Origin of the sequence: Sporomusa sp. KB1, from assembly GCF_007830295.1 — a bacterium.
Lineage (GTDB): Bacteria > Bacillota > Negativicutes > Sporomusales > Sporomusaceae > Sporomusa.
Map to the genome: position 1 here is coordinate 1,378,892 of NZ_VLKC01000002.1, position 26,352 is coordinate 1,405,243.

Annotated in this window: 26 protein-coding genes and 1 other annotated feature; of the genes, 4 read left to right on the forward strand and 22 right to left on the reverse strand. The window is 46.7% G+C overall.

Annotated elements, in window-relative coordinates:
* Positions 1–9: 9 nt before the first annotated feature.
* The 8 genes from SALPA_RS10010 to SALPA_RS10045 form a co-directional block, all read right to left on the reverse strand.
* The gene (locus SALPA_RS10010; RefSeq protein WP_145093062.1) at positions 10–1,086 is read right to left on the reverse strand and encodes a tetratricopeptide repeat protein; all 1,077 of its coding nucleotides are present in this window, start codon (positions 1,084–1,086) and stop codon (positions 10–12) included.
* Positions 1,087–1,274: 188 nt separating this feature from the next.
* Positions 1,275–1,925, reverse strand: coding sequence for a histidine phosphatase family protein (locus SALPA_RS10015; protein WP_145093065.1), 651 nt, complete (start codon positions 1,923–1,925; stop codon positions 1,275–1,277).
* Positions 1,926–2,073: 148 nt separating this feature from the next.
* Positions 2,074–3,171 carry a 3-phosphoserine/phosphohydroxythreonine transaminase gene (gene serC, locus SALPA_RS10020; RefSeq protein WP_145093068.1) on the reverse strand — a complete coding sequence of 366 codons (1,098 nt, stop codon included), beginning with the start codon at positions 3,169–3,171 and terminating at the stop codon, positions 2,074–2,076.
* Positions 3,172–3,180: 9 nt separating this feature from the next.
* Positions 3,181–3,447 carry a hypothetical protein gene (locus SALPA_RS10025; RefSeq protein WP_145093071.1) on the reverse strand — a complete coding sequence of 89 codons (267 nt, stop codon included), beginning with the start codon at positions 3,445–3,447 and terminating at the stop codon, positions 3,181–3,183.
* 227 nt (positions 3,448–3,674) lie between these two features.
* Complete coding sequence (locus tag SALPA_RS10030) at positions 3,675–4,514, reverse strand: ABC transporter ATP-binding protein (protein ID WP_145093073.1); 840 nt, start codon at positions 4,512–4,514, stop codon at positions 3,675–3,677.
* Positions 4,515–4,627: 113 nt separating this feature from the next.
* Complete coding sequence (locus tag SALPA_RS10035; RefSeq protein WP_145093076.1) at positions 4,628–4,897, reverse strand: hypothetical protein; 270 nt, start codon at positions 4,895–4,897, stop codon at positions 4,628–4,630.
* 177 nt (positions 4,898–5,074) lie between these two features.
* Positions 5,075–6,319, reverse strand: a complete 1,245-nt coding sequence (locus SALPA_RS10040) for an MFS transporter (protein WP_145093079.1) — start codon at positions 6,317–6,319, stop codon at positions 5,075–5,077.
* A 535-nt stretch (positions 6,320–6,854) separates the two neighbouring features.
* Positions 6,855–7,541, reverse strand: a complete 687-nt coding sequence (locus tag SALPA_RS10045) for an NAD(P)-binding domain-containing protein (RefSeq protein ID WP_145093082.1) — start codon at positions 7,539–7,541, stop codon at positions 6,855–6,857.
* Positions 7,542–7,790: 249 nt separating this feature from the next.
* On the opposite strand from SALPA_RS10045, the gene SALPA_RS10050 reads away from it, so the two are divergent.
* Positions 7,791–9,176, forward strand: a complete 1,386-nt coding sequence (locus tag SALPA_RS10050) for a PhoH family protein (RefSeq protein ID WP_145093086.1) — start codon at positions 7,791–7,793, stop codon at positions 9,174–9,176.
* Between the two features lie 68 nt (positions 9,177–9,244).
* Here the strand turns inward: SALPA_RS10050 and SALPA_RS10055 are convergent, their stop codons facing one another.
* Together SALPA_RS10055 and SALPA_RS10060 are read right to left on the reverse strand one after the other, a co-directional pair.
* A complete protein-coding gene (locus tag SALPA_RS10055; protein WP_145093089.1) occupies positions 9,245–10,501 on the reverse strand; it encodes a DUF445 domain-containing protein in 1,257 nt (418 codons plus the stop codon).
* A complete protein-coding gene (locus tag SALPA_RS10060; protein WP_145093092.1) occupies positions 10,498–11,739 on the reverse strand; it encodes a DUF445 domain-containing protein in 1,242 nt (413 codons plus the stop codon). Before SALPA_RS10060 ends, SALPA_RS10055 begins: the two co-directional genes overlap by 4 nt.
* A gap of 245 nt (positions 11,740–11,984) precedes the next feature.
* Between SALPA_RS10060 and SALPA_RS10065 the strand changes: the two genes are divergently transcribed.
* Complete coding sequence (locus SALPA_RS10065; protein WP_145093095.1) at positions 11,985–12,167, forward strand: hypothetical protein; 183 nt, start codon at positions 11,985–11,987, stop codon at positions 12,165–12,167.
* Positions 12,168–12,201: 34 nt separating this feature from the next.
* On the opposite strand, the gene SALPA_RS10070 is transcribed toward SALPA_RS10065, so the two are convergent.
* The 11 genes from SALPA_RS10070 to SALPA_RS10120 form a co-directional block, all read right to left on the reverse strand.
* Positions 12,202–12,951, reverse strand: a complete 750-nt coding sequence (locus tag SALPA_RS10070) for an ABC transporter permease (protein WP_186451011.1) — start codon at positions 12,949–12,951, stop codon at positions 12,202–12,204.
* Positions 12,951–13,880, reverse strand: coding sequence for an ABC transporter ATP-binding protein (locus SALPA_RS10075; RefSeq protein WP_145093098.1), 930 nt, complete (start codon positions 13,878–13,880; stop codon positions 12,951–12,953). The genes SALPA_RS10070 and SALPA_RS10075 overlap by 1 nt, the downstream gene beginning before the upstream one ends.
* Before the next feature lie 110 nt (positions 13,881–13,990).
* Positions 13,991–15,655, reverse strand: coding sequence for a biosynthetic-type acetolactate synthase large subunit (ilvB, locus tag SALPA_RS10080; RefSeq protein WP_370516733.1), 1,665 nt, complete (start codon positions 15,653–15,655; stop codon positions 13,991–13,993).
* A 17-nt stretch (positions 15,656–15,672) separates the two neighbouring features.
* Positions 15,673–16,746 carry a 3-isopropylmalate dehydrogenase gene (gene leuB, locus SALPA_RS10085; protein WP_145093104.1) on the reverse strand — a complete coding sequence of 358 codons (1,074 nt, stop codon included), beginning with the start codon at positions 16,744–16,746 and terminating at the stop codon, positions 15,673–15,675.
* A gap of 66 nt (positions 16,747–16,812) precedes the next feature.
* Entirely contained in the window at positions 16,813–17,316 is a 504-nt protein-coding gene (locus SALPA_RS10090) for a 3-isopropylmalate dehydratase small subunit (protein WP_145093107.1), read from the reverse strand.
* Positions 17,316–18,569: a 3-isopropylmalate dehydratase large subunit gene (gene leuC / locus SALPA_RS10095; protein ID WP_145101872.1), complete on the reverse strand. Its 1,254-nt coding sequence runs from the start codon at positions 18,567–18,569 to the stop codon at positions 17,316–17,318. Before leuC ends, SALPA_RS10090 begins: the two co-directional genes overlap by 1 nt.
* Positions 18,570–18,573: 4 nt before the next feature.
* The gene (locus tag SALPA_RS10100) at positions 18,574–20,130 is read right to left on the reverse strand and encodes a 2-isopropylmalate synthase (RefSeq protein WP_145093110.1); all 1,557 of its coding nucleotides are present in this window, start codon (positions 20,128–20,130) and stop codon (positions 18,574–18,576) included.
* A 33-nt stretch (positions 20,131–20,163) separates the two neighbouring features.
* Positions 20,164–21,156, reverse strand: a complete 993-nt coding sequence (gene ilvC / locus SALPA_RS10105) for a ketol-acid reductoisomerase (protein WP_145093122.1) — start codon at positions 21,154–21,156, stop codon at positions 20,164–20,166.
* Positions 21,137–21,679 carry an acetolactate synthase small subunit gene (ilvN, locus tag SALPA_RS10110; RefSeq protein ID WP_145093125.1) on the reverse strand — a complete coding sequence of 181 codons (543 nt, stop codon included), beginning with the start codon at positions 21,677–21,679 and terminating at the stop codon, positions 21,137–21,139. The genes ilvC and ilvN overlap by 20 nt, the downstream gene beginning before the upstream one ends.
* A gap of 99 nt (positions 21,680–21,778) precedes the next feature.
* Positions 21,779–22,019: a binding site (T-box leader), on the reverse strand.
* 277 nt (positions 22,020–22,296) lie between these two features.
* Positions 22,297–22,749, reverse strand: coding sequence for an ACT domain-containing protein (locus tag SALPA_RS10115; RefSeq protein ID WP_145093128.1), 453 nt, complete (start codon positions 22,747–22,749; stop codon positions 22,297–22,299).
* Positions 22,750–22,780: 31 nt separating this feature from the next.
* A complete protein-coding gene (locus SALPA_RS10120) occupies positions 22,781–24,085 on the reverse strand; it encodes a phenylacetate--CoA ligase family protein (protein ID WP_145093131.1) in 1,305 nt (434 codons plus the stop codon).
* Between the two features lie 311 nt (positions 24,086–24,396).
* On the opposite strand from SALPA_RS10120, the gene SALPA_RS10125 reads away from it, so the two are divergent.
* Positions 24,397–24,765 (forward strand): methylglyoxal synthase, encoded by a 369-nt coding sequence (locus tag SALPA_RS10125; protein WP_145093134.1) that lies wholly within the window; start codon positions 24,397–24,399, stop codon positions 24,763–24,765.
* A 167-nt stretch (positions 24,766–24,932) separates the two neighbouring features.
* The gene (locus SALPA_RS10130) at positions 24,933–25,574 is read left to right on the forward strand and encodes a C40 family peptidase (RefSeq protein WP_145093137.1); all 642 of its coding nucleotides are present in this window, start codon (positions 24,933–24,935) and stop codon (positions 25,572–25,574) included.
* 54 nt (positions 25,575–25,628) lie between these two features.
* Here the strand turns inward: SALPA_RS10130 and SALPA_RS10135 are convergent, their stop codons facing one another.
* Entirely contained in the window at positions 25,629–26,318 is a 690-nt protein-coding gene (locus SALPA_RS10135) for a hypothetical protein (RefSeq protein WP_255451128.1), read from the reverse strand.
* Positions 26,319–26,352: the final 34 nt, after the last annotated feature.

Sequence of the window (26,352 nt, forward strand, 5' to 3'; positions counted from 1 at the left end):
GTAATCCTCCTATTGCAACTGCGTTCCATCTGCTTCTTGCTCTAAAGCCTGCAGCCGTTCCTTAGCATGAGCTGCTTCCGGTGACTCTGGCTTGGCTCGCATGATAAGTTCTTTATAAGCAATAATAGCTTCAGCAGTACGCTGTTGCAGTTCGCAGCATAGTGCCTTATTATGGTAAGCCAGCACATTGTCCGGATTAAGCTCTACCGCATGGGTAAAATCAGCAATGGCCGCATCAAAATTCTTTTGAGCGGCATAGGCAATGCCCCGGAAAAAGTATGGTCTGTCATCACTAGAATCAGCCTCAATAACGCGGGTAAAATCAGCAACAGCCTCGCTGGTTCTTTCCTGGCCCATATAGATAGAGGCTCTAATGGCAATAGCTTGCATATTTTCTGGTTCCAACTCGATTACTTTATTATAATCAGCCAATGCTTCCTCAATGAGACCGATCTCATAGTAAGCCTGTCCCCGCTTAATCAATACAGTGGGTTCTTCCGGGAAGCGCTCGATTACCTTATTATAGTCGGCAATCGCTGTGGAATACAAATTGCGGGCAGCAAAGGCGTCACCCCGATTTACGTAAGATGCCATATCTGCCGGCTCTAACTCAAGAGCTTTGGATAAATCATCAATAGCATGCTCAAACATACTGTTATTAAGATACAGCACACCACGGTTTGCGTAATTCATCCAATCTTTAGGATCATAAAACATCGCCTGAGAATAATCCATCACGGCATTTTTGATATCCTCAAGCATGGCATATGCACTGCCACGGTAAGAATAATAAACTGCTTTGCAGGAATTAAGTTCAATTGCCTTGCTGTAATCGGCAATCGCCTGCTCAAAGTTACCAGCGACAGCTGCCACTACGCCGCGCCAAAAATAGCCTTCACTATTATCAGGCTCTGCAGCCAGCAGCTTGCTGCACGCTGCCAGCATGTCCGCCGTTTTACCAGCATCATAAAGTGCCTGCATGTCTTTACTAAATTGACTTTCCTCGACAACCGGGCCACAACCGGAGCAACCGCAGTCACAGGACGAGCCGCAGCCGGCTTCATTACAACCATTATCTTGATTCATATTAACAACTCCTTTACTGAGTTTATCTGTAATTGTTATTAACTACTATAATATGTTCGCGTCTTTTACTATAATCCCTGCTATTATTGCCAAAATTATCCCCAAAAACAACATATCTGCAACATCTTAGAAAATAAATAGCTAAAAAGCGAAATTGCTCACCAACAGTGGCAATTTCGCCTTTGTAACTACAACCCTTTTTGCTCAATACCGCTATACAAGAAACCCAGATGGTTCGTTGAATTCATGAGCACCAGTCGCCATTTTCCATCCTGGTATTCAAATACATTAATGCAGGTATTATCCTGATTGATTTGCCAGAAATGAGACAAATCAATGTCTAACATGTCACATAACACAGCTTTATTGACTGCGTCATGCGCTACCACCAGTACAGTCTGTCCCTGGTGCTTTTCAGCCATTTCGCGAAAAGCAATCATAGCCCGGTCACGAACCGTTGCAAGGCCTTCGCCACCTGTCCCTGGCATAGTAACGCCCACTGCGGTGGTTTTCCACTGCGCAAGCAGTTCCGGATATGTTTTGCCAACCTCATCACTCAGGAGACCTTCCCACTCGCCATGATTAATCTCCAACAAACGGCTGTCGGTATTTACCGGCAATCCGTGAGCCGCCACACACATCATAGCAGTATCAACAGCCCGACTGAGCGGACTGGCATAACAGACATCGATTGGAACATCCTTAAGGGCTTTAGCGGCCAGTTGGCCTTGCTCGCGCCCGAAAGCTGTAAGCGGGGTATCAATCTGCCCCTGGTAGCGTCCTTCTTTATTCCAGGTTGTTTCCCCATGACGAACTAATATAAATCGTGTTGTTGCCATATTTCCCTCCTCTGTATTTTTCTATGTACAACTGTTAAAGCTTTATGCATGCGGGTGGCGTGTTGGTAAAAGCGGAAGTCAAACGCTAGTGGTGGAGCGTTGTCAATACACCACCGGCATGCGCCAGCCAGCTTCTTTAATGCGCAAGTTAGGAATTTTCCTTTTGGAAGGCAAGCATATAGTCGCACAACGCCTGGCAGGAATCGTAGGGTACAGCATTATAAATAGAAGCCCGGCAGCCGCCAACCAAACGGTGACCATTAAGACCCACAAAACCAGCCTGTTTAGCTTGCTCCAAAAACTTTTTCTCCAGGTTCTCGTCAGCCAGACGGAAAGTGACATTCATTAATGAACGGGCACTTAGCTGAGCATGCCCCTTATAGAAGCCATTGCTGGCATCAATAATATCATAGATTAGGGCTGCTTTTTCCTGGTTGCGCTTGTAGATACCAAGCAAACCACCTTCCTCTTTCATCCATTCCAGCACTAATTTCATCATATAAATACCAAAGGTGGGTGGCGTGTTGTATAAAGAGTTGTTTTTGGCAAAGGTAGCATATTGGAGCATTGTTGGCCCCTTTTTCTTAGCCTGCTCTAAAAAATCACGGCGAATAATAACAACCGTTACACCCGAAGGCCCGATGTTTTTCTGAGCCCCAGCATAAATAAGCGCAAATTTGCTCACATCAATAGGACAAGACAAAATATCGCTGGACATATCGGCAATCAATGGCACTCCAGCCGTATTAGGAAAAGCATGCCACTGGGTACCATAAATCGTGTTGTTGGAGGTAATATGCAGATAAGCCGTATCAGCATCATAGTTAATTTCCTTAAGAGCCGGCATCTGGGAATAATTTCCTTCTTTAGTAGTAGCGGCCACAAATACCTCACCGAGTTTTTCGGCCTCAGCATAGGCTTTTTCTGACCAGACACCTGTCATCACATAGCCTGCTTTTTTGTTAGCAGGTAAAAAGTTCATCGGGACCATAGAAAATTGGAGACTGGCGCCACCCTGCAGGAATAAGACCTCATAACCTTCCGGTATTGACAGCAATTCTTTTAAGAGTTCAATGGCCCGGTTATGAACAATTTCATACGCGTTGCCACGATGACTGTGCTCCATGATAGACATGCCGGTGTCATTAAAGTCAAGCAGTTCTGCTTGGGCCTTTTTGAGAACTGCCAGCGGCAAGGCTGCCGGTCCGGCATTAAAATTATAGGCTCGTTTAACACTGTTATTCACAAAATCACCTCATAATAGTAAAGTAAAAATCCCGCCCCAATAGTATAAGGTATTGGGGCGGGATAGAACTCCCACGGTGCCACCCAGTTTCAAGCCGTCCACAACGTAAAAGACAACGTTAAAAATATATAAAAAAACCCCCATCCCTCTACAGGGACGAGAGCATTCTCCCGCGTTGCCACCCATGTTGCTTTTCAGCCAACTTTTGCCGCTATACCGGGCGGACCCGTCAGATTCATCATCAGCCACTCCCAGGCGGAATTCATTGCTACTCACACTGGCTCGCACCAACCACCAGTTCTCTGAAGCTCACAGCAATCAACTTCCTGTTCATCGTGCAGAAGCTATTTAACTTGTTTTCGATTATACAATATGCGCTACCAGCAGTCAAGTGTATTTTGTACAAAAACCAATAAAACCATTCTTAGCTTTTGGGGCTAAATGCCGGGCAGAACGTTACGTTTATTCATACGCCTTCTGGCAGTCTCATCGTGGCTGCGGCTTTAGCCGCTCACTCTGCGTCCAGTTAATTCAATAAAAACATCTTCCAGGTTAGTGTTTCGCAGCGTAGCATTAACCGCCAGGGTGCCGGCAAATGCGGCGGCCTCCACTCGACTGGCAAAGAACCGGTATTGCGTGCCTTCACTTTCGCTCCATTCAACAACGTAACTGCCTAGTCGCTCACATAACGCCCCTGGACTGTTAAGCGCAATCAGTTGCCCTTTTTCCATAATGGCTACCCGCTTACAAAGATTTTCTGCTTCTTCAATATAGTGGGTAGTCAATAACACCGTCAATCCATCCGAATTTAACCGGCGAATCAAATCCCACAGCCGCCGCCTAACCTGCGGATCCAGTCCAACGGTAGGCTCATCCAAAAAAAGCACCTTGGGCTGATGCAATAGTGCCCGCGCAATCATCAGCCGCCGCTTCATGCCGCCGGAAAAAGTATTCACCATATCATTGCCCCGCTCTTTCAGTTCAACATAATCCAATAGTTCTTCGACCCGTTGCTCCCGCTCGGCTCGCGGCATGTGATGCAAGCGACCATGTAAGTTGAGATTTTCCCGGGCTGTTAAATCTATGTCAAGATTAAAATGCTGCGGCACAACGCCAATAACGGCTTTAACGGCCAGTTCCTCCTGTGGCAGGCGATACCTATTAATGGTAACAGTGCCTGCGGTCGGACGAGTAAGCATAGTCAATATTCGTATCGTAGTAGTCTTCCCTGCCCCATTAGGGCCCAGCAACCCAAATGTTTCCCCTTGCGCAATCGTTAGATTTAAATTGTTTACAGCTGTCCGTTCCCCGTATTTTTTCACTAAACCTTCTATGCAAATCATAATAACCTCACCAACTATGTAATGTGTCCTTTTTCAAAGTCACATTTTGATTTAAGTATAGCATATAATAATAAAGGCTTCCACATTAGGAAGCCAAATCACGTAAATCTCTATTATAACGGAAAACATAGACGTGGGTAACATCCCTGCCATGGGTAACATCCCTGCCGCGGATAACAGTACCAGCGAGGATTGCAAAATCGCCGGGGATTGCAAAATCGCCGGGGATGGCAGCCAAACCCTATTCCTAACCCCAAACCAACAATAAAAGGCAGTAGTTGTCTGTTTCCTCTGACATTATCGTCATCTTCCCAATCCTCTTCGTCATCTTCCCAATCTTCAATCTCAGGTTCTTCCCAATAAGGGCGTTTTTTATTCGCCACGCAAGCCCCTCCTTCCACTCTTCTTTGCTACATAATATGCAAACATTCTTCATACTGCTACTAAAGAAAATCCTGCAACTCCTTATGTAAGGTATTGCAGGATCACATTATCATATGACATTTTTCAACCACACCTTTATTTTCAGTTGCAGTATATAGCAAGTACATCACTGGCAGTTATAAAACACCTTTTTGGGCCAGTACAGCCTGGGCTTCAGACCTCCAGGCCGTTAAATACCACGCAAAAATTCCTGCGCCAAGCAGCACCAGCACACCGCCAATGATAAAGGTAGTCGCAGTCCCAATCAGGCCTGCCATTTGACCGGCAAGCAAACTGCCAATTGGCCCAATACCACCAAAAGATAATACATATAGACTCATCACCCGCCCACGCTTATCCTCATCAACCAGCGTTTGCACAATCGTATTGGTTGAAGCCAGCTGGGCAATCATTCCAAAGCCCATAACAAGGGCAATAACGAGCGATATCCATAGTGTTGTTGATAGCGAAAATCCGATTAATCCCACCGCAAAAACAATGGAAGCTACTGTAATGACTTTTTCAATACCTGCTATACTTTTTCGGGAAGCTAAAAAAATCGTACCCATAAGCGCACCCAGGCCGAAGGCCGCCATTAACCAGCCTAGCGTTTCTGAGCCACCGTGGAGTACTTGTCCGGCAAATAGCGGCATCAGCGGCAGAACAGGAAAACCCACTAAACTTACCAGCACCAGTAGGAAAAGCACCATCCGGATAGGCAGCAACCTATAGGTATAAACGAAGCCTTCCTTTAAGCCTGCCAGAATATTTTCCGAATCAGGTGCCGGTGTCTGCGGCCTTGTCAGCTTTATTGCCAATAGTGCCCCGAGGATGGCAATATAGCTCAGCCCATTAAACAAATAACATAATCCCTCGCCCAAGACAGCAATCGCCAGTCCTGCCACTGAAGGTCCAATAATCCGTGCACCATTAAACATCGCAGAATTTAATGCAATAGCATTAGGCAAATCTGCCTTGTCTTCAACAATCTGAGCAACAAACGCCTGCCGGGCCGGCATATCAAATGAATTAATCATCCCTAATATCATGTTAAGTACAACAATATGCCATACCGCAATTGTACCGCTAAATACCAGCGCGGCCAGCGCCAGTGCCTGCACCATGCTTAATACCTGCGTCCAGAGTATCACCCGATATCTGTTCCAACGGTCTAAAAATACCCCTGCAAGCGGAATGAGCACAACTCCGGCAATTTGGCCGGAAAAATCAACATTACCCAATACCTCTGGTGACTGTGTCAAACGATATACCAGCCAAACTGTTGCCGTTCGCTGCATCCAGGTACCAATAAGCGACATACCATGGCCAAAATAAAATAGTCGATAATTGCGATGTCGTAGCGCCCGAAAGGTTTCTTTCATATCTTATCCCCTATTATTCTCCAACTAATGACATGCGTGCGGTTTCCGGAACCAATCATTTTGCTCACTTTCAAAAAGTCGATCCTATCGTGATCGTTCACCAACAACAATCATAGGAATAATAACCATTATAGGCGAAAGCGTAAACAGCTTGGCTGTCAGTAGTTGGTCTTTCAGTCAAATAGTGATTTTGTCATAATTAATAATTATTCGCGGTGAACTACCGCGGGCACAAGGCCACGCGGCTTCCGGTGGCAATTCCAAGCCTTCTGCCTAAACAGCAGCTTTCTTATGTTGGACAAATCCTCCAACTGGATAACTGGATTATACTGTCTCCCCATTGAAATGCTCTATATACTTTAGTATAGACTTATATTTAAACTTTTGAAAGGAGAAATTATGCAGTGAAAACTAACGCTACCAGCCATAGCAAGTACAATAGTAATTCTTTTATCCTGCCGAAAACGCTAAATTGGGAGATACCATATGGCATCTCCCCGGGTACAAATAATAATTAAAAACACCCTAGTGTCCTTCACATTCGCAGTTTCGCCCTGATCGCCCTAACAATCTCACGGGCAAACGGACCCAGGTCATCATCAGCGTAGGCTTTCAATATCCCGGCAGCCACCTGACGGATAGCACTTTTTATTACATCCGCATTGGCATAAGGCTGGCAGCGCAATGTTTCTTCAATAAGCACGGCAGCTGTCAAGGCCTTTTCGGCCGCCTGTGTATTTATATAGGTTACAATATCCGCATTGCCAATTATAATTTTGCCTACTGGCGCAAAAATTTCCTGCGCTAGCAACGCCAGTTCGGCAGGCTTTTCATTTACGATAATAACTGGCTCGGCCCCTAATGCCATTTCGCTGGCTTGAGCAACAAATTTAGCCCCAATACAGACAACTTGTTTTGCTGCCGCTGATTCCAGCACATGCTGGGCTACATTTGTAGCTACATTAATGACAGTTACTGGCTGGTGCAGCTGGTTAAAATCTTTAATCAAACTGATGACCTCCCTGTCAGGAACCGCCAGAATAATCGTTCCCAGTTCAGCTAGTTCTTCCAGACTAGCAGCAGGCAAAACCCCCAGTTCCTCCACTACCGCCTGTAGTCGACTATCCTCACGGTCAAAAATTTTCAGTTTCACATGGCCTGCTAGTTTCCCTGCCAATACTTTGCCCATTCGGCCAACACCAATTAATCCGATATGCCTCATTCTCTCCAGCCACCCCATCCATTGTAAGGTTACATTTTCTGTCTTATGCTCATACAATATAGTAAGCTCTTGTAATATATGTTTCCAGACGCTAGGTGGTGCAAAGCCTGTTTTAGAATTTAACTTCTATTTTACAAAATGCTAACATACTCCCGCACCTTTGCCCGTACAATTAAATATATAGGCAGACCACTTAACTATTTGCCGTTTTTTACTCAGTTATGTTTAGATAAGAAGGGGGATTGCTTTTTGATTAAGTACTATGTGTTAGACACCAATGTGTTGTTACACTCTCCCTATGCGATGACTGCTTTTAACGAACACACGGTAATCATTCCCGAGGTAGTGCTCGAAGAACTTGACCGGTTCAAATCTGAAACCAGCGAACGCGGCACCAATAGCCGCTTGGTCAGCCGGATGATTGACAATTTCCGAACCCAAGGCAATCTTTTGACTGGCGTCGCACTCAATGAACAAGGTGGACTAATGCGCATTGAATCCAACCACCTGGATACCCCAATGCCGCCGTACTGGGAGAAAGGAAAGCATGACAACCGCATTTTGCAAGTATGTAAAGGTCTGGCTGAAGACAATCTGGACACCATTTTAGTCAGCCGTGACACCAACATGCGAGTAAAAGCCTCCATTATAGGCATTCACGCCGAAGACTTCCGTAACGAAAAAGTAGCCAGTGTCGAAGAACAGTATACTGGCCGCGCTATAGTATATACCTCTTCTGAAATTATCGACACTTTTCATCAAAACGATAGCAATGTTTTAGACCCTGACAAGCTCCAGGTTTTTGATGAAGCCAGCCATAGAATGACCCCTATTGAGCTTGTAACCAATCAATTTTTGTTAATCCGCTCTTCAGACAACGACCGCCACACTGCCCTTGGGCGATTTGACGGTCAAAAAGTCGTGCAGTTACAATACCGGAGTCGCAATCCTTTTGGCGTTTCGCCGCGCAATGTCGGTCAGGTATTCATGCAAGAATGCCTGATGCTGAGCGCGGAAGAAGCGCCACTTGTTATTATTAAAGGTCCGGCTGGCACAGCCAAAACCTTCTATTCGCTGGCGGTCGGACTATACAACCATCTTGACTGCCGCCCCCGTGCCTACCATCACCTATTAATCTGCCGCCCCAATGTACCAATGGACGAAGATCTTGGCTTCCTCCCCGGCTCTGAACAAGATAAAATTGATCCGTACATGCGGGCCATACGCGACAACTTATTTACCCTTATGTCCAGCCATAACATAACCGAGCCCAAAGAAATCGAGCAAGCCGAAGACACCGTACAGATGCTGTTTGACAAACGTATTGTGCAGACCGAAGCCCTGGCCTATCAGCGAGGACGCTCACTCCAAAAATACTGGATTATCCTTGACGAAATGCAAAACTCCACACCCCGTCAGGCCAAAGGAGTCATTACCCGCCCCGGCCTGGGTACCAAGATTATCCTCCTCGGCGACCCGGAACAAATTGACCACCCCTTCCTTGACAGCCGCACCAACGGTCTGGTCTATGCAGCAGAAAAAATGAAAGGCAGCAACCTCTGTTTCCAAGTAACCTTAAACCATGACGAATGCGAACGTTCGCCACTGGCCGCTGAAGCGTCTCTTAGGCTGTAACTGCGAAACAGGCACCAAGCTCAATTGAGCCTGGTGCCTGTATCTATAGCCGAGTATTTATATATAGTCTAAAACAGTCTAAAAATCGCCATACCCACTCCCACCAGTCCGCCAATAATGACCCCGTTAATCCGAATCCAGTCAAGATCTTCTCCGGCCTTATCTTCAATAAACTGGTTAAGCTCCTCGTCCGAAAGCTTGTTTAACGCCCGGCTGGCTATTTTGCCAATAAGCGCATGCTCCTGATCGACAACCTTCAAAATCAGTCTTTTTAAATAATCCTCAGCCTGGTTTTTTAGTGCCTCATTGTCTTTAAACTGCTGCCAATAGCTGGCAGCCTGAGCAGTTAGCCAGTCTACTACATAATCCCGGTAGACTGTCGGCTGCGCACAGGCTGTCAACACGGCCTCAGCCAAAACACTCAGCGGTTCCGCAAGTTCAATGCGGTTTAGTAACTCATCTTTCCAGTTATCAATTGCCCTCTTCCATTCCGGTGTTTCCAGCCTTACGACAACTTTTCCAAGCTCCTCCTGAAACCAAAGGCACACCGGATGTTGCTCATCCGTAAGCTCATCCACTGCTTTAATCAGCTCTTGATGCAGTGCGTCAGCGGCATCTGTCAGGTTAATTCCATCTGTGATCTCCAGGAACCCGGTAAGCAATCCTGACAACCAATTCCTGTTAGCGGTCTTTTCTGTTATTTGTTCTAAATACTGATAAATAATATCTCTGGTTTCAGGTTGACGTACCAGTACCGTCAGTTTATCCACGATGGCACCATAGATTTCCCGGTCTTTTCCCTGCTGCAGCGTCCAGGAGATACCCGCAGTTACATAAGGCACCAGCGACTGGCGTTTTAACAGAAGTTTAAACACTCGCTCCCCCAGTTTGGCGATAGCAGTCGGATCAAGGGTTTCTGCCAATTCAGTGATTGCCTTTTCAATGCCTTCCTTGACTATTGGTCGCATAGCGGTGCTCTGGCTATAGGCAATTATTTTATCCAGTAGGTTGACCTGGTTAAGCCGAGCCTTTATAGCCTGCTTACTGAGAAAATCCTGTTCAACAGCCCTGGAGAGTGCACTGATAACCCGTTCCCGGTTGCGGGGAATCAGCGCTGTATGATAGGGAAAACCAAGTGGCCGGCGAAATAGTGCTGTCACGGCAAACCAGTCGGCAACACCGCCTGCCAGACTAGCCTCTGTAATAGTCAACAAGCCAGTTACCATACGACTGCCTGGATAATTATATTTTAGCGCCAACGCCAGCACAAAGAAGCCAGCGGCAGCGGCCAGTACAGCATTAGCCCGCCGTTTCACCGTTTTCATAATTTCACCCCTACCGCATAGCTAATGAAAAATAGCAGCATTCCAACCAGACCACCGACAACCGAGCCATTGATTCGTATCATCTGCAAATCCTCAAGCACTTTATCCTCAATATACACCACCAGCTCATCATTACTAAAGCTTTCTAGATAGGTATTGACAATTTGCCCGATCTGTCCATGATTTTGGCTAACCCAACGTGCCAGTAAATCAGCCAAATATCGATCAACCCAAGCCATTTTTTGTTTGTCAGCCGCAGCCTCATCTGCCAACTTTGCCAGTTGCTTTACCACCCATGTGACCCAGCCCACGGTAAGTTCTGGTTGGGACGTTGGCAAATCAGCCACGTGTTCGGCCAACTTTACCAGTAAGGGGCGTAACACAGCCTCAGCCTTTGCTGCCAATACTGAATCCTGCTGCAAGCCACTGGCAAATTCGGCCAACCAGGCCCGTAAACATTGGCGCAGCGGTAATTCCCGCCCAGACTCCAATTCTTCCAGCAAGCTGACAAGCTTGTCCTGAATTAAGGCAGCTACGGCCATGGGGTCAAGGTCTAGCAGGTTTTCTATTAGCCAACCAACCAGCTTACGCTGATTTTTCCTGGACGCATATGCATTCAATGCCTGACTGTATATACTGGCAATCAACTCGGTTAGGTATGGCTCCCCTGCCATATGTTTTATTTCGGCAATGGCCAACTCAATCACTTTATCAGCAAAGCCTTTGGCAAGAGACCATTCAAGGGCTTGTCCGGACAGAGGTGCCAGCCTAATTTTATCCTGATGCTCTTGCAGCAGCAACTCCAGCGCCATGGATAGCTTGGTAGCATCGATCTCATAGACGGCTTCCCTGGCCACACCACCTGCTAAAGAGTAGAGTTGCTGCCTGGACTCAGTCTTATTGACATAGCTTAGCACCAGTCGGGCTATCCCCGCCTTTTCCAGCGTTTCCTTAATATTCGCTGCTGTTACAATCTCCTCCTCAACCATCGTCACAATGGCCTTAAAGATGCGATCCCGGTTTTTGGGGATAATCGCTGTCCGGTAAGAAATGGATAACGGTTTACGAAATAGCGCAGTTACCGCATACCAGTCAGCTAAACCACCTACCATAGCAGCCCCAAAACCGCTGTGAATCAAACCGCCCCAAAAGCTATACTGCAGCGGATAGCTCAAAGCGAAACCAGCTGCAGCCCCAATCAAAGTCAGCCCTGCTTTATAGGCATTATTAACAGTCAACCTAACACCTCTCGTTCTTGAAAATCTATTACTAATACTATACGCTTAAAGCATTATTACCACTAAATTTTTGCCAATTATTGAAAGCGACCACGTAGTCGTCCATTTCGTGAGCTTAGACGATATGGCAGCCTGTCATTACCTGTTATCTGCCACTACACTAGCATGCCAACTGCATCGTCCTTTGCCACCACCGCCTAGGGTAAAGTACAATAAGATTAATCTATTATAAAGGAGTTGAGACAATGTCAATACTATACTGGCTATGGCATACAATTACCGGCTGCCCTGAAACCCATTTGGAGCACACCATGTACGGCACCACCCACTGTCGCACCTGCGGACGAGTTACTTTTGTCTCAGACACTCTCCCCAAAATTACCCGGCTCAAAATACCAAATCACCGTTATCATCTTAGCTACCGGTGAAAATACCCCGGATTATAGGGGTATTACATATAGCCTAGACAATCAGTCTTTTGGTCATTAATCGTACCGCCAACGGCATTAGCACCATCGCTACTAGCGCAAGTACCCCGGCATGCACCAGCAGGCCGGGGGTTGTATTTCCCAGTGCCAAAGCCCGGCATACCTCAACACTATGGAAGATGGGATTAAGCCATGCCACTACCTGCGCCCAGCCAGGCATTGAATGTATCGGGAAAAAAACACCCGAAAATAGATAGGCAGGCGTCAAAAACAAGGTAATATAGTAATTAAAGTTATCAATATTTGCGGTTATGCCTGTATAACAAATCGCGAGCAGCGAAAACGTCAGGCCGGGAATAACCAGAAACAGAGGAATAAGAAGTGCCCACCAGGACTGAGTCTGACCTAAAGCACTAATAACCGTTAAAATCACTAGCCCAAAGACCATGCTTTTAAAGGTGGCATATAGAATGTCCCCGGCCACAATATCACGAACAGTAACCGGCCCGGCCAGCATAGCCTGAAATGTCTTTTGGTAATGCAGCCTGATAAAACTGCCATAGGTACACTCAAAGGATGCAGCAAACATTGATGAAGAGGCCACCATCCCGGGCGCAATATATTGAAGATACGTCAGGCCTTCCATATCCTGCACAAAGGTTCCCAGTCCATAGCCCATAGCGGTAAGATAGAGCAATGGTTCAATAAAATTAAACATAATATTAGTAAACCAAATTTTACGGAATACCGCCATATGGCGGGCAAAAATTCGTAAAGCTGCCATTATGCTTCTTCCCCCATACCAGTAAGTTTCAAAAACACATCTTCCATATTGGAGGGTCGCAGCAAACAAGCATGTTTGGGTAGTCCCCATCCGGCAAGGCTATCCCATAATTTTTCCCCATCGTCGGCATACAAAAATAAGCTGTCAAGAACCCGGATGACCTCGCCGCCCCAGGCTGATACTTTATCAGCTAGTCCTTCCGGTATCTGGGATAGTGGCAGATGCACTTCAATGGCATAGGGCCGGACATAGGTTGCTATTAGATACTGTGGGCTGCCTTCAGCCAGGATAATGCCCTCATGCATGACCACTAAACTGTCACATAGCTGCACGGCCTCTTCCATATAATGCGTCGTCAGCACCAAGGTTACCCCTTCCGCTTTGAGGCTCCGTAGTTTTTGCCACACCAGATGCCTGGCTTGTGGATCGAGGCCGGTCGTGGGTTCATCTAAGATAACAATATCCGGACGGTTCATCAGTGCTCTGGCAATAACCAAACGACGTTTTAGACCACCTGATAAGCTTTCAATATTGCTATTTTCCTTATCCTCCAGCCCCATAAACACCAGCAAATCTTTGCCCCGCAACCGCGACTCTGTGCGAGTTAACCCATATATTAGACCATACACTTCAAGATTCTCAATAACAGTCAAAGCAGCATCAAGGTTGTCTTCCTGGGATACAACCCCTAACCTGGCTTTAATACCTGCCGGCGTTAACCGGAAGGACTCACCGAATAGCCATAACCCCCCCTCTTCCACTGTGGACATGCCATACATCATCTGCATGGTGGTTGTTTTTCCTGCACCATTATGTCCCAGAAAACCAAAGCATTCTCCGGCTTTAATGCTAAAGGAAATGCCCTTGAGCGCCCGAAAGTCCCCATAGGTCTTACCCAAGTTTTCCGCCCTGACAACAGTTTCATTCATAGTATCACCTTTTCTTGGGGTCTGCACTGACCCCAATTCATCAAAAAGAGTAGTGGTTATTATTATAGTAATAATACCACTACTCTTTAAAAAATTCACCCTAATTTATCTTAGTCCATATTCACGTACTCATCCATGCTTCCGCCGGGAGCAATCATGGGTGTTACCAGATCATTGGTAGCAATATTTGCCACAATAAGTCCCGGGCCTTGTCGCTGCCATGCAGCAGCAAAGGCCTCACTAAATTCGGCCAGACTATTGGTCACAGTTGCCGGAATGGTAAAGGCGCTGGCAAAAGCCTTAAAGTCCATTGCATGCGGCAACAGCGAATTTGCATAACGTTTTCCATAAAAGCAATGCTGCAATTGTCTGACCATACCCAAGCTGCAATTATTGATAACAACCGAGATAATCGGTTGCTGCTCAACCGCTACAGTATAGAGTTCACACCCTGTCATCTTAAGTCCGCCATCACCTACAATATGAACGACCCGTTTATTGGGTATAGCTAGTTGTGCGCCAACGGCAGCAGGCAGGCCAAACCCCATGGCCCCAAGACCGCCAGATGTTAAAAACCCACGTGGACTCTTGACTTCCAGGTACTGGGCAGCCCACATTTGGTGCTGACCTACATCGGTAACATAGATTACGTCCTGCCCACCGGTCTGCCGGTTAAGCTCACGCATAACTAAAGGAGCTGTAAGTACATCCTCAGGAATAACTGTTTTATTCTCAGCCTGGGACTGTCTAATGGCAGCCCACCAAGCTGACAGATCGCCTGGTTTTACCGCCTGCAGCAGTTCTCCCAGAATCATATTCATCTCACCAACCAATGGTACAGCAGCATCTACATTTTTATGCACCTCTGCCGGGTCGATGTCAATATGAATGATAGTCTTGCCGGCAGCATAGCTGGCACGGTCACCAGTTACCCTGTCGTTGAACCGGCTGCCTGTTACAATCAGCACATCGGCATCATGAACAACGTGATTAGCCGCTTTGAGACCATGCAGACCTGTCATACCCAAAAGATTGCTATGTCCGCCAGGAAATGCACCAATACCCATTAAGGTAGTAACAACTGGCAGATTACAGTGCTCAGCAAACTTTTTCAACGCTGCACCCGCGTTGGCACTGATACAGCCGCCGCCGGCGATAATAACCGGCCGCTTAGCCGCACTGATGGCAGCTGCTGCCTTGACTATCCGGGCTGGAAGATCCGGCGACTGCCTGACAAGAGTTGAGCGTGAATACACAGACTCAATGTCAACAAAATCGTAAGTATTGCTCTGAATATCGCGTGGTACATCGATAAGTACCGGCCCAGGCCGTCCTGAGCGGGCTATGTCAAAAGCCCGCCACATAATTTCAGGCAGCTTCTTTATATCTTTGACTAAGAAATTATGCTTGGTGATCGGCATAGTAATGCCGGTAATGTCAATCTCCTGAAAAGCATCCCGACCAATTAGATTTGTTTGCACCTGTCCGGTAATCGCCACAACGGGTACAGAGTCCATAAATGCCGTGGCTAAACCGGTAACCAAATTAGTGGCCCCCGGTCCTGATGTTGCAAGACATACTCCTACCTGACCGCTTGCTCTGGCATAGCCGTCAGCCGCATGAGCAGCTCCCTGCTCATGTACGGTCAGCACATGGTGTATCGTTGAATCATAAAGCGCATCAAACAGCGGCAAATTTGTTCCACCCGGATAACCGAATACTGTGTCTACACCCTCTTTAAGAAGAGATGCAACAATAGCTTGTGCACCTGTCATGAGCATAGCGGTTCACCTCACTTCAACCGATTGATTACTTGTTGCCCCATTTCCTCGGTAGAAACCTTGGTAAGTCCCTGTTGATAAATATCTGGTGTGCGATAACCGTCAGCCAACACTTGATCAACGGCACCTTCAATCATAGCAGCAACCTGTTCACTGCCTAAGGAATATCTAAACATCATGGCAGCTGACAAAATGGTTCCTAGTGGATTGGCCAGGCCCAGCCCGGCAATATCTGGTGCCGAACCATGGATTGGCTCATATAGTCCGGTGCCGTCACCCAGACTGGCTGATGGCAAAAGGCCAATTGAGCCTGACAGTACGGCGGCTTCATCACTCAAAATATCACCAAACAGATTGCCGGTGACAAGTACATCAAAGCTTCCCGGATTTAGTACCAACTGCATGGCACAGTTATCTACATACATATGGTTTATTTCCACTTGCGTAAAGTCTGCTGCCACTTCGTTAGCCACCTTGCGCCAGAGACGGGAAGTAGCCAATACATTGGCTTTGTCCACTGACGTAACTTTACCTTTACGTCCAATAGCGCTCCGGCAGGCCAGACGTAAAATCCGCTCGATCTCCGGACGGCTATACCCTTCTCGATCCCAGGCCTGCTCAACCCCGTTAACTATGACTGCTTCCTGACGAGCCCCATAATAAATGCCGCCATTAAGCTCCCTCACAATCAAAATATCCACTGCATTTACAATCTCCGGCTTTAACGGTGATTGAGCGGCCAGAGCTGGGAAAACCTTGATCGGTCGCAAATTAGCATATAGCTCCAAGGATTTGCGCAAACCCAAAATAGCCTTTTCTGCCCTGAGTTCAGGTGCGACATTATCCCATTTAGGTCCGCCAACAGCACCTAACAATACACCATCAGCCTTACGGCAGGCTTCTATTGTATCTTCAGGCAGCGGTACACCATAGGCATCAATGGCTGCCCCGCCAGCCTGCTTACTTTCATGAGTAAAACTATAACCACATTTCTTTGCTGCCGCCTGCGATACCCGCAGAGCTTCTGCTGTGATTTCGGCACCAATGCCATCACCAGGAATAACTACAATATGTTTACTACTCATTGTTACCTCCCTACCCAACACTGGGGAGAGAAATTGCTTCAGTGCGATGACGAGGCAATTTCATCTTTAATTTTTTTTCTTTGTCAGCTGCTGCTGCGTATAAGCAACCAGACCACCGGCCTGCGCAATATCCTGGATAAAACCAGGCAGCGCCGGTATGGTGAACTTTTCGCCAGATGCCAGGTTCTCGGCCTGACCAGCCACTAAATCTACTGCCAGCATATCCCCATCCTTAATATTAATATCGCCTTCACCCAGCTCAATAAGCGGTAACCCGATATTAATCGCATTACGGTAAAAGATACGAGCAAAGCTTTCAGCAACTACACAGGCAACACCTGCAGCCTTTAGCGCCCCTGGTGCATGTTCCCGTGACGAACCACAACCAAAGTTTTTACCGGCGACAATCATGTCACCCTCTTTAACCTTGCCGGCAAAAGTCGGGTCAATATCTTCCATAGCATGAAGAGCCAATTCTTTCATATCGGCAGTATTCAGGTACCGTGCCGGAATAATGACATCTGTATCCACATTATCGCCATAGCGCCATACTTTTCCGGTAAACCTCATTATGCTACCTCCTCAGGACTGGCAATCCGACCTGCTACAGCACTTGCTGCTGCCACCGCCGGACCAGCTAGATATACCTCACTGTCAACATGCCCCATCCGTCCGCGGAAATTGCGGTTTGTTGTTGCCACTGCCCGCTCGCCTTTGGCCATTATGCCCATATGTCCGCCCAGACATGGGCCGCAGGTCGGTGTGCTGACAACAGCTCCGGCTTTCACAAAAATCTCCACATACCCTAATTTTACCGCTTCCAGATATACGTCCTGACTACCAGGGATAATTATGGCCCTAACATCTTCATGCACCTGTTTACCGCCCAATATGGCAGCCGCCTGCGCTAAATCCTCAATCCGTCCATTCGTGCAGGAGCCAATAATTACTTGGTTAATGGGGGTAGGAGCAATTTCGCTGACCGGGCGCACATTTTCCGGCAGATGCGGCAATGCCACTACTGGCGTGAGCTGATCTAAATTAATCGTAACTGTTCTTACATATTCGGCACCCGGGTCAGCAACAACAGGCGTATACGCCCGTTTAACCCGTCCGGATAAATATTGCTCGGTAATGCTGTCTACGGGGAAAATGCCATTCTTGGCCCCGGCTTCAATCGCCATATTGGCAATTGTCAGCCTATCAGTCATGGTAAGTGAAGCTACTCCCGGCCCCGTAAACTCTAATGACTGATAACGTGCCCCATCAACACCAATCATGCCAATAAGTGTTAACACTACATCTTTACCTGATACCCACTTAGTAAGTTTACCGGTCAGTTCCACTTTAATGCTGGCAGGAACCTTAAACCAGGTTTCCCCTGTTGCCATCGCACAGGCCATATCGGTAGAACCAACACCAGTGGCAAATGCACCCACTGCGCCATAGGTACAGGTATGAGAGTCAGCACCAATAATTACTTCCCCTGGAGCCACCAATCCCTGCTCAGGCAATAGTACATGTTCAATACCCATCCGTCCGACTTCGAAATAGTGGGTTATATTTTGCTTTCTGGCAAACTCCCGCACGGTTTTAGCCATCTCCGCCGATTTTATATCTTTATTCGGCGTAAAATGGTCAGGCACAAGTGCAATTTTGTCTTTATCAAAAACCTTATCGCTAATTTGCTCAAATTCTTTGATAGCCGGCGGTGATGTAATATCATTGCCCAACACCAGATCCAGCTTAGCTTTGATAAGCTGCCCTGGCTGGACTTCATTCAAACCGGCATGTTTGGCAAAGATTTTTTCTGTCATCGTCATCGGTCTAGCCGTGATTGTTACCTCCCTTAGCTTCTTCAATTGCGGGAAAACCGCAAACAGCCAGCATTTTGTTAATTGCATTGACATAGGCTTTAGCACTTGCTTCGATCACATCAATGGCCAGGCCCCGTCCGCTAAAGATTCGACCGTCCCGCTCAATCCAGGCAGTCGCTTCACCCAGCGCATCTTCACCAGCAGTGACTGCTTTCAGTTGATAGTCCTTAAGACCCACTGGAAACCCAACAGCTTGCTCGACGGCCTTGAAGACAGCATCCACAGGGCCGGTACCGCAGCCAGCGGCTTCCGCTACGCCGGCACTTGTTCTGAGCTGAACAGAGGCTGTAGCCAATATGTTATTGCCACTGGCTACATGGTGATAAGCAAGCGTATACCATTCCGGTCTTACCGCTGCTTTTTCTACAATCAAAGCTTCAATATCCCGGTCAAATACCATCTTCTTTCTATCTGCCAAATCCTTAAACTTGGCAAACAGCGTATTAATGGTGTCAGCATCAAATTCATAGCCCAGATATTTAAGCCGTTCTTCGAAAGCATGGCGCCCGGAATGCTTGCCAAGCACAATGGCATTACGGCTAACACCCACTGATTCGGGACTCATAATCTCATAGGTCAAGGGATTATTAAGTACCCCATGCTGGTGAATACCGGATTCGTGAGCAAATGCATTGTCCCCCACTACCGCTTTATTCGGCGGTACGGCAATGCCTGTCAGCGCACTGACAAGGCGCGAAGTCCGATAAATATGCTTGGTATTGATAGTAGCCACCGCGTGGTAATACTCACGACGAGTCTGTAATGCCATCACCAGTTCTTCCATGGCGGCATTACCAGCCCGTTCTCCCAAACCATTAATAGTGCATTCCACCTGGCCGGCACCAGCAGCAACTGCCGCCAGCGAATTGGCCACAGCCATACCCAAATCATCATGACAATGCACACTAATGACGGCTTCATTTATATTAGGTACATGTTCGCGGATATAAGTGATGAGTGCACCAAATTCCATCGGAGTAGTATAACCCACCGTATCCGGGATATTGATAACATTAGCACCGGCAGCAATGGCCCGCTCATATACCTGACATAAGAAATCCCAATCAGAGCGTGAAGCATCTTCTGCCGAAAACTCAACATCAGCTACCAGACTCTTAGCATAGCGCACAGCCTTTTCGGCCCGCTCCAATAGCTCAACACGGGTCATTTGTAATTTGTGTTTAAGATGGATATCGCTGGTAGCGATAAAGGTGTGTATCCGGGGCTTATCAGCTCTTTTTACAGCCTTATACGCTGTTTCAATATCCTTTTCAGTGGCGCGGGCCAGTGCCGCAATTGTCGGTCCTTTTACCCTGGAGGCAATTTGGCTCACAGCCTCAAAATCGCCGGGCGAGGCAACCGGAAACCCGGCTTCAATGACATCAACCTGTAACTTTGCGAGTGCTAGAGCAATTTCCACCTTTTCTTCTGTTTGTAAGCTTACTCCGGGCGTTTGCTCACCATCGCGGAGAGTAGTGTCGAATATTTGAATTCTTCGAGCTTCCATGTCATTGCCTCGCTTTCCCTATATTTGTACTTCTTACTTTTTCAGCCAGGACATCATGCCGCGCAGTTCTTTGCCGACAACTTCAATTTTGTGTTCCGCCTCTTGACGGCGTCTGGCATTGAACATCGGGCGGTTAACCTGATTTTCCAAGATCCAGTTGCGGGCAAATGTGCCATCTTGAATCTCGCCCAACACTTTTTTCATCTCGGCACGGGTTTCATCGGTAATAATTCTCCGACTTGTTACATAATCACCATATTCGGCAGTGTCACTAATGGAGTACCGCATTTTTGCCATGCCGCCTTCATTTATGAGGTCAACAATTAGCTTCATTTCATGCAGACATTCAAAGTAAGCAATTTCCGGCTCATAACCCGCTTCTACCAAGGTATCAAAGCCTGCTTTGATCAACTCAGTTACGCCGCCGCACAGTACGGCCTGCTCACCAAAGAGGTCAGATTCAGTTTCATCTTTAAAGGTAGTAGTTAAAACGCCGGCCCGTGCGCCGCCAATGCCTTTTGCATAAGCCAATGCCAGGTCCTGAGTGCTGCCGTTAAAGTCTTGATATACAGCAATGAGACAGGGTACCCCTTTGCCTTCGGTAAATTGACGGCGTACCAAATGGCCAGGCCCTTTGGGCGCTACCATAAATACATCGACATTAGCGGGAGGAACAATTTGATTGAAATGAATATTAAACCCATGAGCAAAAGCCAGTGCCGAACCTGGTTTTAGGTTAGGAGCAATCTCCTGGGCGTACACTTTGCCTTGTCTTTCATCAGGAATAAGAATCATAGTAATATCAGCATTTTTTACCGCCTGGGCAACATTCATAACGGTTAGGCCAGCTTCACGGGCCTTTGCTGCTGATTTGCTGCCTTCATACAAACCAACAATTACGTTAACACCACTCTCTTTTAAGTTTAAGGCATGGGCATGACCCTGGCTGCCGTATCCGACAATGACTACTGTTTTACCTTGGATAAGTTCCCAACGTGCATCTTGTTCATAGTACATTTTGCTCATAATTTTCTCTCTCCTCATATTTATAAATTGTATTTTCACCACGCTCCAGCGCAACAAGGCCGGTTTGGATGGTTTCCAAAAGTCCATATGGGCTCAATAGTTTTGTTAAAGCACTAATCTTGCTATCTTCGCCTGTTACCTCCATAGTGACTGTACTGCCTGAGATATCAACAACATTGGCCCGGAAAACCTCGGCCAGTTTAAGTATTTCGGAACGATTATCGCCAGCCTTGACTTTTAGGAGGGCCATACCCCGAACCACGGACTGGTCAAGTGGCAGAATCTGCACAGCTACTACTTCCACCAGCTTTTCAATCTGTTTTTTCACTTGGTCAATAAACGCCTGATTGCCTCTGACGGCAACTGTTATCCGGGAAAATCCAGGATCCTGGGTAACACCCACTGTCAAACTATCAATGTTAAACCCTCTACGGGAAAACATCCCCGCCACTCGGACCAACACCCCTGGCTGATTGTGTACTAGCACCGAAAGAACGTTAGACTGCACAATTTCCACCTCCATATATTCTCTCCTTTACCATTAGTTAAGTACCACACTAAGAAAGGTATACTTTCTGTTGGAATGAAGAAAGCGCCCCTATGAACAGATATAGTATCTGCTCATAGGGGCGCTCTAAATGCGCGGTACCACCCTACTTTGGACTCATTAGTCATGAATTTCTCACAACTTGCCGCTAACGGACGGCAGCCGCTATTGCCTAGTGTATATGTGTATCAAAACCACACTATACAGTTCAACAAAGAGCTCCTGGGCGAGTATAGCCTACCTCTGCACCGGTTCGCACCAACCACCGGCTCTCTTAAGCAGGATGTTAAGCCTTGCTCCCAATCATCGCTTTTACTTACTATGCTGTCAAATAATTATAAAAATACCCTGACAGAAAGTTTCTCTTCAAAAAGTAAGAAACTTTCCGCAGAGCCTTTTCTACTCACGGTGTAACACAGGTATAGTCCCCCATGCTCTGCGTCGCTTGGCCCAGACCTGCTATCAGCGGAACCCTAGACGCACTTCCTTACGAAACATGTAATTTTGTATACATTATGCCAGTACCAATGTGTTTTGTCAAGAGGTTTTTTATTCAGCTAGAAAAGAATACTGAATACTGAAACAAGCTGCCACTACCAATAGAAGTTAGGTGTAGCGCAAGCATCATCCCTATAAGGTTCAGTTGCTTCACATTCACCACTAATTAGGCGTTCCGCCAAAGTCAAATTATCAACCTTCAACACAACGCGGGCATGTTTATCACCTGAATTAGCGGCAAAAGCATAGATATATTCAATATTTACGCCAGCTGAGCTCAATTTGCTCACATGCTCAAACAAGCTTCCTGGCTGATCACTTAATATAATACCAACCACCGGCGTAATTTTGACGGTAAAACCAGCACCACGCAATATATGCTGTACCTTTTCAGATTCATTAACAACAATTCTTAGGATGCCAAAGTCAGCCGTATCCGCGACCGACATGGCCCGGATATTAATTTCATGTGTATGAAGTACCCCTAATACTTCGGCCAGCTTGCCAGGCTGGTTTTCAACAAACACCGACAATTGATTAATAATCATGCTGTACCTCCCATATCTTTTATTGAATTAATTACAGCTCCCGTTTATCGATAACCCGCTTCGCTTTGCCTTCGCTCCGCTCAATGGTTTTGGGACCAACAAGACGCACGGTAGCCGATACACTAAGGACACTGGACAGTTCGCCTTTAATTTTGGCTTCCAATTCTTCCAGCCCACGTACTTCATCAGTAAACATTTCTTCTGTCAGCTCGACCAACACAGTAAGATGATCCAAATTACCCTTACGATCAACAATAAGTTGATAATGGGGTGAAGTGTTGCCAATACCAAGCAATACATTCTCCACTTGCGACGGGAACACATTGACACCACGAATAATTAGCATGTCATCGCTACGGCCCAGTACTTTGCTCATTCGAACCAATGTCCGGCCACAAGCGCATTTTTCGCGATGCAATACCGAAAGGTCACGGGTCCGGTAGCGAATCATAGGCATGCCTTCTTTGGTGAGGGTAGTAAGCACTAGTTCTCCCTTTTCGCCATCAGGCAGCACTTCACCTGTAACTGGGTTAATAATTTCTGGATAAAAATGGTCTTCACTAATATGCAGTCCATTTTGCACTGAGCACTCAATGGCTACGCCTGGCCCAATTATCTCACTTAAGCCATAGATATCCATGGCTTTAATCCCTAGTTGTGTTTCAATCGCCTGACGCATCCGTTCTGTCCAGGGCTCAGCTCCGAATATCCCCGTTCGAAGCCCTGTTTCCCTGGGGTCGATCCCCATTTCCCGCATCGTCTCTGCAATGTAGAGAGCATAGGACGGTGTGCATGCCAGTGCAGTAGTACCGAAGTCCTTCATCAGCATAATTTGTCTATTTGTATTGCCACTGGAAATGGGAATTACCGAAGCCCCTAAGAGCTCGGCACCATAGTGAATACCCAGACCGCCGGTAAATAAGCCATAACCATAGGCTATCTGAATACAGGACTGCTTGCTAAGTCCTGCTGCAACCAAGGAACGCGCCGCTACTTCTGACCAAATACCAATATCCCGTTTGGTGTAGCCAACAACCGTAGGCCTGCCAGTAGTCCCACTAGAAGCATGAACCCGGACAATCTCAGACATGGGAGCAGCAAACAGACCATAGGGATAATTATCGCGCATATCTTGTTTGGAAATAAACGGCAATTTTTTAATATCCTCTAAAGTAACAATATCCTCTGGCAAAAGGCCCTGTTCCTGCATCTTGGAACGATAAAACGGTTGTTGCCGATACAGCCTGGTGACAATGGCTCTAAGCCGTCCAGCCTGGAGACTGCTCATTTCCTCCCGTTCCATTGTTTCTGCTGGCTTGTTCCAATATGTATTCATATCTTGACTCCTCTCTTAGATATAGAAAAACCCCCGCAAAAATTCCTTGGCAGGAACTTTCCGCTAGGGTTTTTTGTACCCACGGTGTGACCCATCCCGGGCCTTGCGCCGCTTGGACCAGACACAGAATACTGCCGGAACCCTAGGCACACTTCCACTTCTAAACTATAAGAAATAATCTGATATCTTGTATACTGTATTTCGGGGATTATATTACCAGCTAGCAATGACAAAGTCAAGGAATATTTGTCTATATACTAGCGTTTTATGGTATTATAAGACTACAGACTAATCTGTTATGAGGTGAGCCTATGAAAACCATTGCCCTTATTGCACACGACCGTAAAAAAGAAGAAATGCTTAGCTTTGTCTTAGAAAATAGGGATGTACTTTCACAATATGATCTAATTGCCACTGCGACTACGGGAAAAATCATTAAGGAAAATGCTGAACTGCCTATTACAACCTATCTATCCGGACCACTCGGCGGCGACCAACAGATTGGTTCACGTGTTGCCTGCCAAAAAGTTGATATGGTTATCTTTTTGCGCGACCCTCTGGCAGCCCAGCCGCACGAACCAGATATTACCGCACTCCTTAGACTTTGTGATGTTCACAATATCCCGGTAGCCACCAACGCCTCCACTGCCAGACTGTTATTGCAGTCTTTACGTACTTAAAAAGCATAACTACTGTACCGCATGGACCTTTCTTAATCGGCTTTCGGGCTGCTTTACAAGATGAGGTCTTTTCTTTATGCCAAATTTATATTGTTTACATAATAAATAGACTATGTTATTATTTATAGGTAATTCACATAAACAACCTACGATTAAGGAGGGCGTCTATGAAACGCTATACTCATCACATTGCTTTCATGCTGCTTTTTGCCGTTTTCACCACGCTCTTTATCCCGGCAGTTCCTGCTCAGGCATTTTCACTTTCAGATATTACGGACTCTTCCACCCAGAGCAGCGGCGGTTCCAGCAATTTATTAAACATTTTGCTGGCACTCTTACTTGGCAAGGTTCTTGGTACGTCAAATACTAGTAACTCTAGCGATATATCCTCAACGTTAGGGGCTGCAATAATCCCGAAAACTGCTGGGAGTACTGATACAAAAGCAACTGAAATCATTAAAAATGCTCAAAAATATATGGGCGTCCCTTATGTTTGGGGTGGCACTACTCCTGCTGGCTGGGACTGTTCCGGTTATACCCAGTATGTAATGAAAGAAAGTGGCATTACCATTCCCCGGACAGCTGCCGAGCAGTTTAATACTGGTATTGCCGTAAATAAAAACGACTTAAAAATCGGTGATTTGGTCTTCTTTACAACCTATAAGGCCGGCGCTTCCCATGTGGGCTTCTATATGGGTGATGGCAAGTTTATTCATGCCAGTTCGGCTGCTAAACAAGTCACTATTAATGCTTTATCGGAAGATTATTACACTGAGCATTATATTGGTGCCCGCAGATATATTCAGTAATAGCCAGAAAAAACCAGCCGTGACTGCGGCTGGTTTTTTGTCTCTTCTTACTTCTTACCAGAAAGCACGTGGCATAATGCGCTCCAGCTTCCACACCGGGTTGCCCATACAGTCTACTGAGCCAATTTTTTCAGCAATCTCCGTTACGGCAGCAGTAGCTACCACCGGTACGCCTATGCGCTTGGCCGCCTCGGTTACCCCCCTGGCCCCGCACTCAACAATATCAACAGTCGTTTCTTCTGCCATATGGGTATTGTTGAGTACCGCGTCTACCCTTCCCAAAGTTGCAACATATTCTAAAATATTGTCTACCGTGGAAGTAAACGGGCGCGACATATTAAGAACCGCAATGATTTTCAGATAGGGATTCTCAATCGCACCTTCGATAATGTTAAAAATTCTGGCCCCATGCACGCCATAGCCAATATCCATAATGATGCTGCCTTTGCGCCGCATTACCCAGCGCATCGAACCTGTAATGACATTGCCCGCTTCACCCAGACCAGTCGTATCCCGTGTTTCCCAGGCTACTACGTCAATGCCCAATCCTTCCAATTCCCGCTTGATGGGTCGGAGTGTATAGCACGGCTCTACAGTATCCAGGTCAGCGATGGTTACCGCCAAACCTTGCTTCTTTAAGTAAATGGCCCGATTTACGGCATTTTCACTTTTACCGCTGGCATATTCGCCTACATAGGCTTCGACTATTGGCTGCAGCTGTTCTGATGCCTTTTCTGTATTCACGTAGCACATACACTCCTTGTCCATGCTGTTATTT